13 protein-coding genes are annotated in these 14193 nt (G+C 72.5%); 5 read left to right on the top strand and 8 right to left on the bottom strand.

The genetic code is table 11. The annotated features are described in order from the left end of the window. Positions 1–38: 38 nt before the first annotated feature. From ABT085_RS01405 to ABT085_RS01390, 4 genes are all read right to left on the bottom strand, one after another. Positions 39–1619 carry an ATP-binding protein gene (locus ABT085_RS01405; RefSeq protein WP_351600316.1) on the bottom strand — a complete coding sequence of 527 codons (1581 nt, stop codon included), beginning with the start codon at positions 1617–1619 and terminating at the stop codon, positions 39–41. Between the two features lie 182 nt (positions 1620–1801). Then, positions 1802–2821, bottom strand: a complete 1020-nt coding sequence (locus ABT085_RS01400) for an SEC-C domain-containing protein (RefSeq protein ID WP_351600314.1) — start codon at positions 2819–2821, stop codon at positions 1802–1804. Between the two features lie 79 nt (positions 2822–2900). Further along, positions 2901–4376: a glycoside hydrolase gene (locus tag ABT085_RS01395; RefSeq protein ID WP_351600312.1), complete on the bottom strand. Its 1476-nt coding sequence runs from the start codon at positions 4374–4376 to the stop codon at positions 2901–2903. A 206-nt stretch (positions 4377–4582) separates the two neighbouring features. Beyond that, positions 4583–5833 (bottom strand): cytochrome P450, encoded by a 1251-nt coding sequence (locus ABT085_RS01390; protein ID WP_351600310.1) that lies wholly within the window; start codon positions 5831–5833, stop codon positions 4583–4585. 452 nt (positions 5834–6285) lie between these two features. Between ABT085_RS01390 and ABT085_RS01385 the strand changes: the two genes are divergently transcribed. Then, the gene (locus tag ABT085_RS01385) at positions 6286–7065 is read left to right on the top strand and encodes a class E sortase (RefSeq protein ID WP_351600397.1); all 780 of its coding nucleotides are present in this window, start codon (positions 6286–6288) and stop codon (positions 7063–7065) included. Here the strand turns inward: ABT085_RS01385 and ABT085_RS01380 are convergent. Beyond that, positions 7043–8449 (bottom strand): MFS transporter, encoded by a 1407-nt coding sequence (locus ABT085_RS01380; protein WP_351600308.1) that lies wholly within the window; start codon positions 8447–8449, stop codon positions 7043–7045. The two genes, ABT085_RS01385 and ABT085_RS01380, sit on opposite strands and share 23 nt — an antisense overlap. A gap of 124 nt (positions 8450–8573) precedes the next feature. Here ABT085_RS01380 and ABT085_RS01375 point away from each other — a divergent pair, with 124 nt between their 5' ends. The 4 genes from ABT085_RS01375 (at position 8574) to ABT085_RS01360 (ending at position 11512) form a co-directional block, all read left to right on the top strand. Further along, entirely contained in the window at positions 8574–9146 is a 573-nt protein-coding gene (locus ABT085_RS01375) for a winged helix-turn-helix transcriptional regulator (RefSeq protein ID WP_351600306.1), read from the top strand. Positions 9147–9280: 134 nt separating this feature from the next. Next, entirely contained in the window at positions 9281–9592 is a 312-nt protein-coding gene (locus ABT085_RS01370; RefSeq protein WP_351600304.1) for a DUF6412 domain-containing protein, read from the top strand. A 140-nt stretch (positions 9593–9732) separates the two neighbouring features. Beyond that, positions 9733–10479, top strand: coding sequence for a membrane protein insertase YidC (gene yidC, locus ABT085_RS01365; RefSeq protein ID WP_351600302.1), 747 nt, complete (start codon positions 9733–9735; stop codon positions 10477–10479). Positions 10480–10642: 163 nt separating this feature from the next. Beyond that, positions 10643–11512: a fumarylacetoacetate hydrolase family protein gene (locus ABT085_RS01360; protein WP_351600300.1), complete on the top strand. Its 870-nt coding sequence runs from the start codon at positions 10643–10645 to the stop codon at positions 11510–11512. Positions 11513–11627: 115 nt separating this feature from the next. On the opposite strand, the gene ABT085_RS01355 is transcribed toward ABT085_RS01360, so the two are convergent. The 3 genes from ABT085_RS01355 to ABT085_RS01345 form a co-directional block, all read right to left on the bottom strand. Next, the gene (locus tag ABT085_RS01355) at positions 11628–12512 is read right to left on the bottom strand and encodes an LLM class F420-dependent oxidoreductase (protein WP_351600298.1); all 885 of its coding nucleotides are present in this window, start codon (positions 12510–12512) and stop codon (positions 11628–11630) included. Positions 12513–12610: 98 nt separating this feature from the next. Then, a complete protein-coding gene (locus ABT085_RS01350; protein WP_351600296.1) occupies positions 12611–13111 on the bottom strand; it encodes a heme-degrading domain-containing protein in 501 nt (166 codons plus the stop codon). Further along, complete coding sequence (locus ABT085_RS01345; RefSeq protein WP_351600294.1) at positions 13111–14178, bottom strand: Gfo/Idh/MocA family protein; 1068 nt, start codon at positions 14176–14178, stop codon at positions 13111–13113. The genes ABT085_RS01350 and ABT085_RS01345 overlap by 1 nt, the downstream gene beginning before the upstream one ends. Between the last annotated feature and the right edge of the window lie 15 nt (positions 14179–14193).

Here is a 14193-nt window from a genome sequence, read left to right as displayed (position 1 = left end):
TTCTGGCGGTGCGGGAGGACGCGTGGGGCAGGAGACGGCTAGTCGGCGGCGCGGGCGAGTTCGGCGCGTGCCGCGGTGACGAGCACGCTGTTCCACAGGGCGATCCTGTCGGTCTGGTTGGCCCGGACCCGTTCCTTCTGGAAGATCTCGTTGAGCATCAGATACAGGAGGCTCTTGAGGACCGGGGCGTCGTTGGAACCCCCGCGCCGGCCGCCGTTGAAGGCCTGCCGGTAGTCCTTGTTGAGGACGACCAGGCGCTCCTTGTGGTCTATCGTGAAGAGCAGTTCGGCGGAGTCGGTCCCGGGCGGCACGTCGAGCCTGGCCCAGGTGAAGTCGATGGGGTCGTCGCCCTCCAGCTGCGGAAGTTCGTCCCGCAGTGTCCGCCTCAGCTTCGGGTCGATGCCCTTGCCGGGCGGGATGACGGCCGTGCGCTTGACCTCGGTGTTGCGTCTGGCCGCTTCCCGGTAGGCCGCGTCGGCCTCGTGGACGTACTCGGTGAAGGTGTGGCCGGTGTCGGGGACGGTTGCCCGCTCCAGCCCTCGGGCGAACGCCGGGGTGACCTGGACGCCGTCCTTCTTCACGGTCAGGGCGAAGACGTCGTTGGGCTCGGGCGGCAGGTCCACGGCGATCCTGGCGAGGGCGAGGTGGCCCTCCGGGCTGCGGGTGTCGTTCCAGCCGCCGGCCTGGACGAGACGGTCGTTGCGGTAGAGGTAGAAGCCCTGGCGCTCGGCGAGCGGACCGATGCCCCGGTAGGCGACCAGCGGCGACTTGGCGGGCCAGATGTGCGCGGTGAGCGCCACGTCACCGACGCCTTCGACGGGCGCGAGGTAGGTGCGGGGGTAACCGGCGCGGCCCGGAACGCGGTAGCCGAACGGGTCGATGGGCTCCACGCCCCGGTGGTCCAGCTCCTCCCGGGTGTGGACGTCCTCGACCACGATGTCTATGTGGAAGCCCTCGCGGGCGAGGAAGCGGTGGAGGTAGAGACCGAGGTGGGTCTCCAGCCGTTCGATCGCGTCGTTGAGGTAGCGGTCGGTCTGGCCGGCGACGATGGTCTCGAACGCGCGGACCTGGTCCCAGCGCACGATCGTGCCGTGCCAGCCGATGATCCCGTCGTAGCGGTCGACCAGGTTCTGGCAGTACGTCGCGTCGACGATGTCGCACGTGAAGTCGGCCTGCGCGCGGGCGGTGAGCCAGCGGCGGCCGACCGACGGGCTGCGCTTGGTCCGGCTGATCACGGTGAGCGCGTCGGCGTGCGAGAGCGAGGCGGCCTTAAGGCCGGCGCCGAAGTGCCCGAGAGCGTCGGCGGCGTACCGCTCGCGGCCGCCGACGGTCATCGCCGTGTCCACACCGGCCTCGTCCATCCCTTCGCCGTCGTCGATGACGAGCAGGCCGACGAGACGGTCCCGTCCGCCGCGCTCACCGGTGTCCCGCAGGAAGCTCACGACGACGTTGCGGGCCTTCGCGTCGATCGAGTTGTCGATCAGGTCGGCGATGGCCGCCTCGAAGCCGTAGCCCTGGTGCGCGAGAGATTCGAAGGACCTGGCCGCCGGGGGGAGCCGTTTGCTTCCACTGGTGGGTACGTCGAACTGCCAGTCCGAGGACGGCTGGTAGGGCGGCATGCAGGTCTTCCTCGCGGGCCGGGACATGCCCGGAGCGCGTGCGGGCGTGCCAGATTCAGCTGTTCACGTGTGAAGTTATCGTGAGGGAGTTGTGCGGCGTGTAACGGGATCGGAACAAAAGCCCCGGTCTCCGTGGGTGCGTTCCCGGGGCGCGGGACCAGGAGGCGTGAGCCCGCCCGGACTCACGGCGCCGGGATCCCGTGACACCCCTCGTACCCCCGCCCCGACCCGCACCAGCACATCGCCCCCCGTTGCGGCGGCCAGACGATGGCTCGGCCTCGGGCTGCCAGGGTGGTGGCGTACTGGGGGAGGAGGGCGGAGTCGGACGGGGTGGTGGCTTCCGAGGCGGCGAAGGCCTCGTAGGAGGGGACCGTGCCGGTGACGATGCCCAGGTTCGGGGTGCCGGACGCGGACAGCTCGCGCAGGGACGCCTCTATCGTCGCGAGGTGTTCCTCGTGGGAGGGGTACTCCGCGGCCAGGGGCGGATAGGCGGCGAGGAGTTCGGTCAGTTCCTGGGTCGGCCAGTGCAGGACCGCGACCGGGAAGGGGCGGGAGAGGGCCTCGCGGTAGGTGCCGAGTTCGGCGCGCAGGCGGGAGATCTCCGCCGCCAGCTCCTCGGGGTTGTCGGAGCCCAGCGACCAGACGCGCTTGGGGTCGTGGAGTTCGTCCAGGGGGATCGGGGACGAGTTCAGGGAGTCGGCCAGGGTGTCCCAGTCGTCGTGTGCCACGCCCAGCATCCGGCGTACCCGGTGGCGGCCGAAAAGCAGCGGGTGGGTGGCGTACGGGGGCTCCGAGGTGTCCGTGAGGACGAGCCGCACGCCCTCCGTGAACGTCTCCTGCGCCGCCTCCAGCTCGTCGTGGGACTCCAGGGACTCCGCCACGATCACCCAGGGGGCCGGGTCGCGCGGGGCGGCCGTGCGGATGCCGTCGATGATCGCCCGCGCCTCCGCCTCGTGGCCGTACTCCCAGAGGTTCGAGGCCTTCAGGGCGCGGACCAGGTGGGGGTTGTCGAGCGGGTCTGACGTGCTCAGCAGACGGTCGTAGAGGGTGGACGCGGCGGGGCGGTCGCCGGCCAGTTCCAGGTGGGCCGCGGCCTGCAACAGCAGGGCTTCGGCGTCCTCGGGATACAGGCCGGCGGTCCGCTCCAGGCGTGCCGCTTCGGTGGTGTGGTCGACGTTCTCGGCAGGCGTGTCGGGGCGCATGGTGGACACCGTACTGCCGGGCCCGGCCGAAGGTGAGATATCTGCTGGCCAGGGCGCCGGGCCCGGAAGGGTGCCGGTGCTACACGGTGACGCCGTCCACCTGGAGCGTCTGCACCGACTTCGCCGCGAACGGCAGGCTCACCGACTTCCCGCTCAGATACGTGTCCGAGTGGGCGGTGTAGAGGTCGCCGCCGCCGGTGGTGAGGGTGTTCCAGCGGGGGACCAGACCGCCCGAACCGCCGGTCACGGTGGTGAAGCGGGACAGGTCGAAGGTCAGGGTCTGGGCCGAGGCGGCGGTGTTCGCGGCGACGATCACCAGACGTTTCGCGCTCGCGTCGTAGGCGGCGGCCGCGTAGCTCACGCCCGTGTCGACGATCTTCATCCCGGGGCGGATGTGCCGGCTGAACTGGGCCATCACGTAGTACTTGGTCGTCACCGCGCCCGCCGCCAGGGTGTCGGCGTCGTACGCGATCATCGCCCAGTTCGTGGACGGGTCCATGACCTGCCAGTAGACCCAGGCGGTCGGGTGCAGCCAGCGGAAGTCGTAGAGCAGGTTGCTCGCCAGGGTCAGGCCGGTGCCGTCGTTGTCGCCGGTCTCCGAGTTCCACAGAGCCTTGCCCGCCGTCGTCACCACGTCGGTGTAGAGGAGGTCGCGGCGGCCGCCCGAGCCCTGGTAGCCGTGGACGTTGACCCGGTTCACGTACCCCTTCGTCGTCGAGCTGAAGGAGTTCCAGGTCGTGCGGGCCAGGTCGTAACTCGTCTCGTCCGACGCCGAGATCCTCGTACCCGTCAGGCCACGCTTGTCCAACTCGCTGCGCAGGTAGGGCAGTACGGCCGCCTGGACGGTGGCGTCCATGTGGCAGCCCTCCTGGGTGCCGGTCGCCGTCCACCAGCCGGAGCTGGGCTCGTTGAAGGGGTCGACCGTCGCGAAGTTCACCCCCCAGTTCGACTTCGCGTACAGCGCCACCGCGGCCAGGTGGGAGGCGTGCTGGCGGTAGTTCCAGGACTGGAGGTTGTTGCCGCCGTCGGCCGCGCCCGACGGGTTGTGGTTCAGGCACATCCACCACATCGGGGAGTTCGCGAACAGCTCGGTCGTCGCGCCCCGGGCGGTGGCCTTGACCAGCATCGCCCGCTGGGTCGCGTCCGCCGTCCACTTCCAGGCCGCGGAGGTCGGGTCCTCGTTGTTCCAGTCCTGCCAGTAGCCCTCGATCTGCTTGAAGGCGGGGATGTCGGCGGAGGCCGTCATGCTCTCGCCGCCGACGCTGTTCCAGCTGCACGCGCCCAGGTTGTAGCGGGCGATGTTGAGGCCGAGGCCGGGCAGGGACTTGCCGTTGTACGTCACCGACTTGGTGGTGAAGAAGACGTCGGCGAAGTCGTCCCGGGCACCGAAGACGTTGGCCCACCAGGCCAGCGAGGTGCCCCAGCCCTCCCAAGTGCCGTAACCCACCGAGGGGTTCACGGCGATCGTGGCGTCGGCGCGGGCGGTGCCCGTCGCCAGGGTGCTGCCGAGGACTCCGGCTCCCGCCGCGGCCAGCAGGGTTCTGCGTCGGATCATTCGCGTCTCCGATTCCCTCAACTACCGGTTGGCGAACCGGTGTTGGTGCCTGTCCCGTTCATGGCAACAGGAAGCATCGGGTGTGACGCGTGGGTTGTCGAGCGTTCTGACAGCCCTTTCTCAAACCTATGGAGGAAGCCGGACTCCGGACGGTCTGACGCCCGGTGGACCGCCAGGCGGACGGGCGGCCCACCGGGCGTCGGGGGTCACCAGGTGACCGGGAGCGTCCGCGGTCCGCGGATGAGTCCCTGGAGCTGGAACTCCACCTCCCGTGCGGGTACGGCGAGCCGGATGCCGGGGAAGCGGTCCAGCACCGAGCTGATGATCACCTCGGCCTCCATCCGGGCCATGATGGCGGCCAGGCAGTGATGCGGGCCGTGCCCGAAGGCGACATGACCGGCACCGGTGCGGTCGAAGTCGAGGGCGTCGGGGTCGGGGAAGACGCCGGGATCGCGGTTGGCGGCGACATAGGCGTTGTAGACCACCTCGCCCGCCCGGATCACATGACCGCCGACCGTCACGTCCTCGGTGGCGATGCGGGGGATGCCGACGCCGTTGCGGTGGGGTACGTAGCGGAACAGCTCGTCGACCGCCTTCGGGAGCAGCTCGGGATCGCGGCGCAGCCGCTGGAGTTGCTCGGGGTGGGTGAGCAGCGCGTACATCATGGAGCCGCTGTTGTTCCGTACGGCGTGACCCCCGCTGACCTGGATGGCCATGGCCAGGGACACCGCCTCGTCGTCCGTGATCTCGCCCGTGGCGGCGGCCTGCGCGAGGACGCCGGCCAGGTCGTCCCGGGGGTCCTCGCGCCGGCGGTCGAGCAGGTCGACGATGCGGGCGCGGGTCGCCGCCCGGGCCGCCGCCGCGCGCTCCTCGGAGTCCGCGCCCGCGGACAGCAGGGCCTCGCCGGTCTGCGCCCAGCTGTGCCAGTCGCTCTCGTCCACCCCGAGGAAGTCGCGGATCACGGCGATCGGGAACGGGCCGTGCAGCTGCTGCATGAGGTCGGCCGGGGGACCCGCCGACTCCATCGCGTCGAGCAGCCCGGCGGCCGTGCGCTCGGCCATCGGGCGCAGCCGCATCATGCTCCGGCCGGTGAACGCGCGGGCGACGACCCGGCGCAGCTCGGTGTGCCGGGGCGCGTCGATGTACTGGAGCCCGGCCGTCTGGGACGCCACCGGCGTGGGCCGCATGGTGGTCACCGGGCGGCCGACGAGCTGTGCGCGGGAGAAGCGCGGGTCGGAGACGACGAACCGGACGTCCTCGTAGCGGGTCACCAGCCAGGCGTGCCCCTCGCCGTGCGGCAGCCGGATCCGGCTGACCGGCTCGTCGCGCAGCAGCTCGTCGAGAAAGGGGTCGGGGTCGAGGGCGGGCAGGTCGTCGACGGGCCAGAACCTCACGGGCGGGGGCGGTGCGGCGGTGCCCGAGACGGCGGAGGGGTCGGAGTCGGGGTCGAAGGGCATGGCACACCACTCCCGTGCGTCCTGGGGTTCCGGCAGGTTCCGGCAGCCGGCTCGGGCTTCCGCCATGGCCAGCCTGCCCGAGCCCGCGGCCGGGCGCGCGCCGGTGCGGCCGTTCGTGGGAGTCGGGGGCCGGGGGCTGAGGCCGGGGGCCCGGGGGCGAACGGCAGGGGTGCGCAGGCCGTGGGTGCGTGGTCGATGGTGCGTGGGCCTGGAGACTTCGGCCGCGGCCGTCTATCTTGCGGCCGTCTGTCCTGCGGTCGGCCCCGGCGGGCGGAGGTGACGGCGTGCGGATGCGTACGAGTTCCCGCGTGCGTACGGGTTCCCGTGTGCGTACGGGTTCCCGTGTGCCTGTGAGTTCCGGTGTGCCTGCGAGTGCCCGCGTGCGTACGAGTCCACGTACACGGACGGGTACGCGTCCACCCCTGCGGGCGTGGACCTGGCCCCGCCTGCGGCTGCGCTCGCGGGTCGTGCGGCACAGCACCCGGCGCCGCCGTGCCCGGCTGCGGCGCGCGCTGTGGGGGACGGGCGAACTCCTCGTCACCGCAGGGCTCGTGCTGCTGCTTCTCGTCGTCCACCAGCTGTGGTGGACCAACCGCGAGGCCCGGCAGGGCGCCGACCGCAAGGTGCAGGCGCTGGAACGGCAGTGGGACACGGAGACGGATCCGTCCGCGGGCAGTGGTGCCGCCGGTTCCGGAACGGCCCCCGGCCGCACGGACCCCGAGTCGGCCGGGTCCCGCGGCCACGGCTCCACCGCCGCCCGGCAGGCCACGGCACCCCGCTGGTCCCAGGCCTACGCGGTCCTCGGCATCCCCCGCCTGCATCTGCGCGTCCCCGTCGCCGAGGGCACCGGCAAGCGCGACGTGCTCGACAAGGGCTACGTCGGCCACTATCCCGGTACCCAACAGCCGGGCCGGGCGGGCAACTTCGCCGTCGCCGGGCACCGCAACACCCACGGCGAGCCGTTCCGGCACCTGGACCGGCTGCGGAAGGGCGACGAGGTCCGGGTGGAGACCGCCGGCGCCGTCTACACGTACACCGTCGACCGGACGCTGCCGGAGACCTCGGCGCGTGACTCCGGTGTCATCGCCCCCGTACCCCGCAGCCTGGTGCGGCCCGGCTACGGCTACCGCGGCCCCGGCTTCTACATCACCCTCACGACGTGCACCCCGGAGTACACCTCCCGCTACCGGCTGGTGGTGTGGGGCACGCTCACTTCCATGCGGCCACGCTGACCGCGCCGACCGCCGCGAGGACCGCCGACACCACCATGGCGATGTCCGCGCCGTGCGCCAGGCTGCCGGCCGAGGTGGCGATCGCGATCGTCAGGGCCACGCCCGCGCAGGAGCCGATGTAGCGGAAGGTCTGCTGCGCCCCCGAGCCCATCGCGGCCCGCTGGGCCGGTACGGACTCGACCGAGAGCAGCGGCAGGGCGGCGTTGAGCAGGCCGCTGCCCACACCCGCGATCAGCAGACCGGGCAGCAGGCGCGGCCAGGAGCCCGCGTCGAGCGCGCCGAGCATGGCCAGCACGCCGACCGCGTGCAGCATGAAGCCGAGGACCAGCTGGTGGCGCGAAGCCATCCGGCCCGCGAGCCGCCGGGCCTGCAACGCGACCGTGAAGGACAGCCCGGACCAGAGCAGGAACAGCCACGCCGTCTCCAGCGGGGAGAGTCCGAGGGAGCGTTGCAGCAGCGTCGGCAGGAAGCTGAACAGGCCGATGACGGCGAGGCCGGTGAACAGGCCGCCCGCCGAGGAGGCGAGGAAGCGGGGCCTGCGCAGCAGCGCGAGGTCGATCATCGGGGTGGCGGAGCGACGTTCGACCAGGGTGAAGGCGCCGGTCAGCAGCACGAACGCGGCCAGCAGCAGGCCGACCGGCGCGCGCAGCCAGCCGTCCCGGCCCAGGGTGAGCGCCGCGACGAGGGCGACCAGCGCCAGCCCGAAGGTCACCGCGCCGAGCAGGTCGGGGCGGCCGCCGCGCGGGGCGCGCGACTCGGTCAGGGTGCGCGCCGAGAGGCCGGCCACGACCAGGGCGGCGGTGGCCAGGACGGCGTAGCCCAGCCGCCAGTCGGGCAGCGCCCCGGTGAGCAGCGGGCCGACGGCGATGCCGCCGCTGACGAACGCGCCCCACACGCCGGTCGCGTGCAGCCGGCCGCGTGGGGTGGGGAAGGCGTGCACGAGCAGTCCCAGGCTGCTGGCGAGCAGGGCCGCGCTCGCCGCGCCCTGGGCGACCCGGGCCAGGGTGAACAGCCAGGTCGAGCCGGCGAGCGCGCCGAGTGCGGTGGTGAGGCCGAGGGCGAGCGTGCCGGCCACGAAGATCCGGCGGCGGCCGTAGTCGTCGGCGAGGCTGCCGGCGACCAGGAGCAGGGCGGCCAGGCCCAGCGGGGTGCCGTTGAGCAGCCAGGCCTGGGCGGAGGGAGCGGTGTGCAGGTCGGCGGCCAGGTCGGGGAGCGTGACCGTCGGCGCGGTGTACGTCATCAGCGCCACGGCGGTCGCGGCGCTGGTCAGGGCCAGGGTCGCGCGGGGGCGTGCGGGCGGGTCCGGGCGCTGCCCGCGCACCGCGCCGGTGGCCGCGACGGCGGCGGTGCCGGTGGTCGTGGCGGTGGGGTCGAGCGTGGTCATGGCGTCCTTCCGGGGAGGCGGCAACCGTGCGAGTTCGGTCATTGAACTTACTGATGTCTCCGACCGTAGCATCCATGGTTCGGTCATTGAACCATCATGAGGAAAAGTGGCTACAGTGGACGTCATGGCACTGGGCAAGGACTACGCATCGCAGGAGTGCTCGATCGCCCGAGCACTGGAGATCATCGGTGAACGCTGGACGCTGCTGGTCGTCCGCGACGCCCTGTACGGCGTACGGCGCTACAACGACTTCCTCGTCCACCTCGGCATCCCGCGCGCGGTCCTCGCCTCCCGCCTGCAGTCGCTGCTGGCCGAGGGGATCCTGGAGAAGCGCCGCTACCAGGAGTCGCCGCCGCGCGACGAGTACGTCCTCACCGAGCGCGGCGTGTCCCTGTGGCCGGTGCTGCGCTCGCTCGGCCGGTGGGGGCGCGAGAACGTCGACGGGTCGCTGCTGCGCGAGTTCCGGCACGCCGACTGCGGCACGGAACTCGGCTCGTACGGCGAATGCCCCGCCTGCGCAACCGTCGTACCCGTTTCCGACGTCTTCACGGTGCCGGGACCGGATCTCGACCCGGACCCGGCGGACCCGGTCAGCCGGGCCCTGCTGAAGCCCAAGCGGCTGCTGGAACCCCTCGCCGTGGAACCCGTCGGCGCGGAACCCGCAGGTGCGCAGCCTGCCGGCGCGGATCCCGCCTGACGGATCCCCTCCGGCGGATCGCGTACGGCCGGCAGGGCACACGTACGGCCGGCACGGCACACGCACGACCGGCAGGGCACGTCTACGATCGGCAGGGCATACGTGGGTACGAGAGGGCGAGAGGAGAAGGGGCGATGATCCGCAGCCGCGCCGCCGTGCGCCCGCTCGCCGTGCTGCTGGTCCTGCTGCTCCAGATCGCGCTGCTGGACACCGGCAGTCTCCCGGCCGCCGTCGCGCTCGCCGCGACCGCCGCGGCCGCGTCCGCCCTCTGTCTCTGCTCCCGCCTCGCCGCGCGCTGCGCACCCGCCGTGCCGCCCACCCGGGTGCGTACGGCCATCCGCGACCGGGCCCGCCGTACGGCGTTCCTGCCCCAGCGCGACCCCGACGCCCCCGGCCGGCGCAGGCCCAGGGCCCCTGGCACCGCCCTCCCGACGATCTCCGCGTAGGACACGCCGGCCGGGCAAGACCGGGGCACCGCACTTCCCTTCTCCGGTGACCCCGCACCCTCCGACGTGCCCCGCCCGGATCGTCATGCCGTCGTACAGCCACCCGCTTCCGGCACGACGAGACCCCGGAGGGCTCAGCCATGTCCGTTTTCGCGCACCTCGTCGAGCAGCTCGCCGATCTGCTCGAACCGCTCTTCCACGCCTGCGCGGCCGCCGCCGCCGCCATCGTCCTGTTCACCGCTCTGGTACGACTGCTCGTGCACCCCCTGTCCCGGGCCGCGGCCCGCGGCGGGCGGGCCCGGGCCGCACTGCAACCGCGGATCGCCGAACTGCGCAGACGGCACGCGAAGAACCCCGAGAAGCTCCGGCAGGCGGTACTGGAACTGCACGCCGAGGAAAAGGTGTCGCCGCTGTCCGGCCTTTTGCCGAGCCTGCTCCAACTGCCCGCGTTCTTCCTGCTGTACCACCTGTTCTCGAACCGGACGATCGGCGGTGCCCCCAACGGCCTGCTGGACCACCGGCTGTTCGCCGCGCCCCTGGGCGGCCGCTGGGCCGACGCCCTGGCCGACGGCGGGGTGTTCGGAGCCGCGGGGGTCGTGTACCTCGCCCTCTTCGCGGTCGTCGCCGCCGTCGCGACCTTCAACTACCGCCGTACGAAGCAGATGGCCGCGGCGGACGCCACGGCCGGTGCCGGTGCCACGGCCGGGGCCGGCGGCGGGGGTGGCGCGGACGGGCAGCTGCCCGGTCTCGGCGCGGTCGGCAAGGTCGCACCGTTCATGTCCTTCCTCACGCTCTTCACCGTGGCCGTCATGCCGCTGGCCGCCGCGCTGTACATGGTGACCAGCACGGCCTGGAGCGCGGTGGAACGGGCGGTGCTGTACCGCTGACGGTCCGCCCGGCCGTACCGGTTCGGTTCCATCCGGTTCGGTCCGGTTCGGTCCGGTCCGTGAACACGGTCTTGCGGACTGGATGCGGACCTTGGATGATCGACCGGTTCTTCGATGGCCGCACCTGTCGGCCGGGCGCCCGCGAGCGAAGGAGACGGTGACCATGAAGCTGCTGCGAGTGGGGACGGCGGGCGCGGAGCGGCCCGCGCTGCTCGACGCCGGAGGCGTCCTGCGGGACCTGTCGGGTCTCGTCACCGACATCGACGGGGCGCTGCTCGCCGACGACGCCGCACTCGACCGGATCCGCGCCGCCGCCGAAGCCTCCGAGGGCGACGGCGGGCTGCCGGTGCTGGACCCGGCCGGGCTGCGCGTCGGGCCGCCGCTGGGGCGGATCGGCAAGATCGTGTGCATCGGGATGAACTACCACGACCACTCCCGGGAGATGGGGGTCCAGCCGCCCACCGAGCCCGTCGTCTTCTTCAAGGCGCCGGACACGGTCGTGGGGCCGAACGACACGGTTCTCGTGCCGCGTGGCTCCACCAAGACGGACCACGAGGTGGAGCTGGCCGTCGTCATCGGACGGACCGCCCGCTATCTGGAGTCGGCGCAGGCGGGGCTCGCCCATGTCGCGGGGTACGCGGTGGCGCACGACGTGTCCGAGCGCGAGTTCCAGATGGAACGGGGCGGGACCTGGGACAAGGGGAAGAACTGCGAGACGTTCAACCCGCTGGGCCCGTGGCTGGTCACCGCCGACGAGGTGGGGGACCCGCAGGAGCTCTCGCTGCGGCTGTGGGTCAACGGGGAGCTGAGACAGGACGGGACGACCGCCGAGCAGATCTTCCCGGTGGGCGAAGTGGTGCGCTACGTCAGCCACTTCATGACCCTGTACCCCGGTGACGTCATCAACACCGGGACTCCGGCCGGGGTCGCCGTGGGGCGGCCCGAACCGAAGCCGTTCCTGCGGGCCGGGGACGTGGTGGAGCTGGAGATCGACGGACTCGGCCGTCAGCGGCAGGAACTGAAGGACGCGTAGGCCCGGCCCGGGCGGGCGCGGGGGCCGGGCCCGGATCCGGTCACCTCGGATCGGGTCGCGTCGGATCGGGTCGCGTCGGATCCGGTCACCTCGGATCCGGTCGCGTCGGATCCGTCTACTTCAGTACGGCCGCGAGCCTTCGCCAGGCCTCGCGCGGCAGGTCGTCCCGCGCGCCCGCGTCCACCACCTGGATCGCCACATGGTCGGCGCCCGCCCGGTGGAAGGCCTCGACCCGCTCCCGGATCCGCTCCTCGTCGCCCCACGCGTACAGCGCGTCGACCAGACGGTCGCTGCCGCCGTCGGCCAGGTCGTCCTCGGTGAAGCCCAGGCGCAGGAAGTTGCCGGTGTAGTTGGGCAGCGAGAGATACAGCGCCAGGTGCCCACGGGCCAGGGCGCGGGCGCGGGCCGGGTCGGCCTCCGGGACGACCGCGAACTCCGGGGCCAGCAGGGGCCCGTCGCCGAGGAGTTCGCGGGCGCTCGCGGTGTGCTCGGGCGTGACGAGGTAGGGGATCGCACCCGCCGCCCGGTCCCCGGACAGCTCCAGGGTCCTCGGGCCGAGGGCCGCCAGGACGCGCCGCCCGGCGGGCACTCCGGCCTTGTCCAGCGCGTCCAGATAGGTGACCAGCGCCGAGTACGGACGGCGGTACTGCTCCGCGAGCCTGGCGTGGCTCACGCCCAGGCCGAGCACGAAACGGCCCGGGTGGGACGACTCCAGCTCGGCGAACCCGGCCGCGCTCTCGTCGGCCTCGTACTGCCAGATGCTCTGGATGCTGGTGCCCACGACCAGCCGGGACGTCGCTTCGAGGAGCGGTCCGGCGTGCCGGGGGGCGCTGCTGCCGCCCAGCCAGGCCGCCCCGTAGCCGAGTTCCTCCAGTTCCGCGGCCGCCTCGGCGATCTCGCCGCGCCGGGCCGGGTCCTCCGGGCGCAGGCCCGTGCTCCAGACGCCGTACCTGCCGATCGCTTCCTTGACGGTGGGGGTGCCGTTCGTCGACTCGGTCATCGGGTCCGTTCCCTCCGGATGGGTGTCGTGCCGTGATCGTCGTGCACGTCCGTCCCAACCGGAGGGAGCCGCGCGGTAATCCCGCGTACGGACCGGTCCTACAGGCCCAGGAACTGCTCCAGCGTCGCCACCACGAACCGGTGGTCCTCCAGCTGCGGCAGCCCGGAGACCGTCACCGAGCCGATCACGCCGACGCCCTCGACGTTGATCGGGAAGGAGCCGCCGTGCGCCGCGTACAGGTCGGGGTCGAGGCGGGAGGAGTCCTCGAACGTGGTGCCCTTGGCCCGGAACCGGGCGCCGACGAGGTAGGACGCCGCGCCGTAGCGCTCGACGACCCGGCGCTTGCGGGCGATCCAGGCGTCGTTGTCGAGGGTGGATCCCGGCAGCGCGGCGTGGAAGAGCTGCTGGCCCGCGCGGTGGATGTCGATGGCGACCGGGGCCTGGCGCTCCCGGGCCAGCTCCACCAGGAGCGAGCCGAGGGCCCAGGCGTCGTCGTGGGTGAACTGACGGAAGACCAGCCGGCGTTCCTGGGCCTCCAGTTCCTCCACGCTCGGGGTGATCTCGGGGGCGAACCGGGGGGTGATCTCGCGTGCGCTCATCACAGGTTCACCGTCACACCGTCGCGGGCCGAGCGGCGGGCCGCCTCCAGGACGTCGAGGGCCGTGGCCGCCTCCAGCGCGGTCACCGGGTTCGGGCCGCCGTCGGTGAGGGCCTTCGCCACCGCCGCGTAGTACGCGGGGTAGTCGCCGGGCAGGGTCGGTACCGGGGCGCCGCCGCCGGACAGCGGGGACTCGCCGGAGCCGAGACGGCCCCACAGCTGCTCGGGCTCCGTGCCCCAGCCGGCACCGGGACGATCGCCGTCCCGCAGTGCCGCCTCCTGGGGGTCCAGACCGTGCTTGACGTAGCCCGCCTGCGAGCCCAGCACCCGGAAGCGCGGGCCGAGCTGGGCGGTCGTCGCGGAGACGTAGAGGTGGGAGCGGACGCCGCTCGCGTGCGTGAGGGCGATGAAGGTGTCGTCGTCCGCCGCCGCGCCCGCGCGCCGGACGTCCGACTCGGCGTACACCTGCGTGACGGGGCCGAACAGGACCAGCGCCTGGTCGACGACGTGGCTGCCGAGGTCGTAGAGCAGACCGCCGATCTCCGCCGGGTCGCCGGACTCGCGCCAGCCGCCCTTGAGCTGCGGGCGCCAGCGCTCGAAGCGCGACTCGAAGCGCCAGACGTCGCCCAGCTCGCCGTCGGCGATCAGCCTGCGCAGGGTGAGGAAGTCGTTGTCCCAGCGGCGGTTCTGGAACACGGACAGGAGCAGGCCGCGCTCCTCGGCGAGGGCCGCCAGCTCGCGGGCCTCGGTGGCGGTGCCCGCGATCGGCTTGTCGATCACGACGGGCAGACCGGCCTTCAGCGCGGCCGTGGCGAACGGGACGTGCGTCTTGTTCGGCGAGGCGATGACGACCAGGTCGAGGTCGGCGGAGCGGTCGAACAGTTCCTCGGCGTTCACGGCGACGTGGACGTCCGGGAACTCCTTGCGGGCCTGTTCCTGGCGCTCGGGGTTCGAGGTGACCACCGTGTCGAGGACCAGGCCCTCGGTGGCGGCGATCAGCGGAGCGTGGAAGACGGAACCGGCTAGGCCGTAACCGATCAGGCCCACGCGGAGGGGGGTAGCAGTCATGCCCCCTACTTTCGC

The organism is Streptomyces sp. NPDC002265 (genome assembly GCF_040296125.1).
In the GTDB taxonomy this organism is placed as follows: Bacteria; Actinomycetota; Actinomycetes; order Streptomycetales; family Streptomycetaceae; genus Streptomyces.
This window is presented reverse-complemented; position numbering and strand designations above follow the sequence as displayed.

What these genes read in the sequence shown, in the direction of transcription:
- ABT085_RS01405 (WP_351600316.1), bottom strand. Translation starts at nt 1,619, where the DNA reads ATGCCGCCCTACCAGCCGTCCTCGGACTGGCAGTTCGACGTACCCACC.
- ABT085_RS01400 (WP_351600314.1), bottom strand. Translation starts at nt 2,821, where the DNA reads ATGCGCCCCGACACGCCTGCCGAGAACGTCGACCACACCACCGAAGCG.
- ABT085_RS01395 (WP_351600312.1), bottom strand. Translation starts at nt 4,376, where the DNA reads ATGATCCGACGCAGAACCCTGCTGGCCGCGGCGGGAGCCGGAGTCCTC.
- ABT085_RS01390 (WP_351600310.1), bottom strand. Translation starts at nt 5,833, where the DNA reads ATGCCCTTCGACCCCGACTCCGACCCCTCCGCCGTCTCGGGCACCGCC.
- ABT085_RS01380 (WP_351600308.1), bottom strand. Translation starts at nt 8,449, where the DNA reads ATGACCACGCTCGACCCCACCGCCACGACCACCGGCACCGCCGCCGTC.
- ABT085_RS01375 (WP_351600306.1), top strand. Translation starts at nt 8,574, where the DNA reads ATGGCACTGGGCAAGGACTACGCATCGCAGGAGTGCTCGATCGCCCGA.
- ABT085_RS01370 (WP_351600304.1), top strand. Translation starts at nt 9,281, where the DNA reads ATGATCCGCAGCCGCGCCGCCGTGCGCCCGCTCGCCGTGCTGCTGGTC.
- yidC (WP_351600302.1), top strand. Translation starts at nt 9,733, where the DNA reads ATGTCCGTTTTCGCGCACCTCGTCGAGCAGCTCGCCGATCTGCTCGAA.
- ABT085_RS01360 (WP_351600300.1), top strand. Translation starts at nt 10,643, where the DNA reads ATGAAGCTGCTGCGAGTGGGGACGGCGGGCGCGGAGCGGCCCGCGCTG.
- ABT085_RS01355 (WP_351600298.1), bottom strand. Translation starts at nt 12,512, where the DNA reads ATGACCGAGTCGACGAACGGCACCCCCACCGTCAAGGAAGCGATCGGC.
- ABT085_RS01350 (WP_351600296.1), bottom strand. Translation starts at nt 13,111, where the DNA reads ATGAGCGCACGCGAGATCACCCCCCGGTTCGCCCCCGAGATCACCCCG.
- ABT085_RS01345 (WP_351600294.1), bottom strand. Translation starts at nt 14,178, where the DNA reads ATGACTGCTACCCCCCTCCGCGTGGGCCTGATCGGTTACGGCCTAGCC.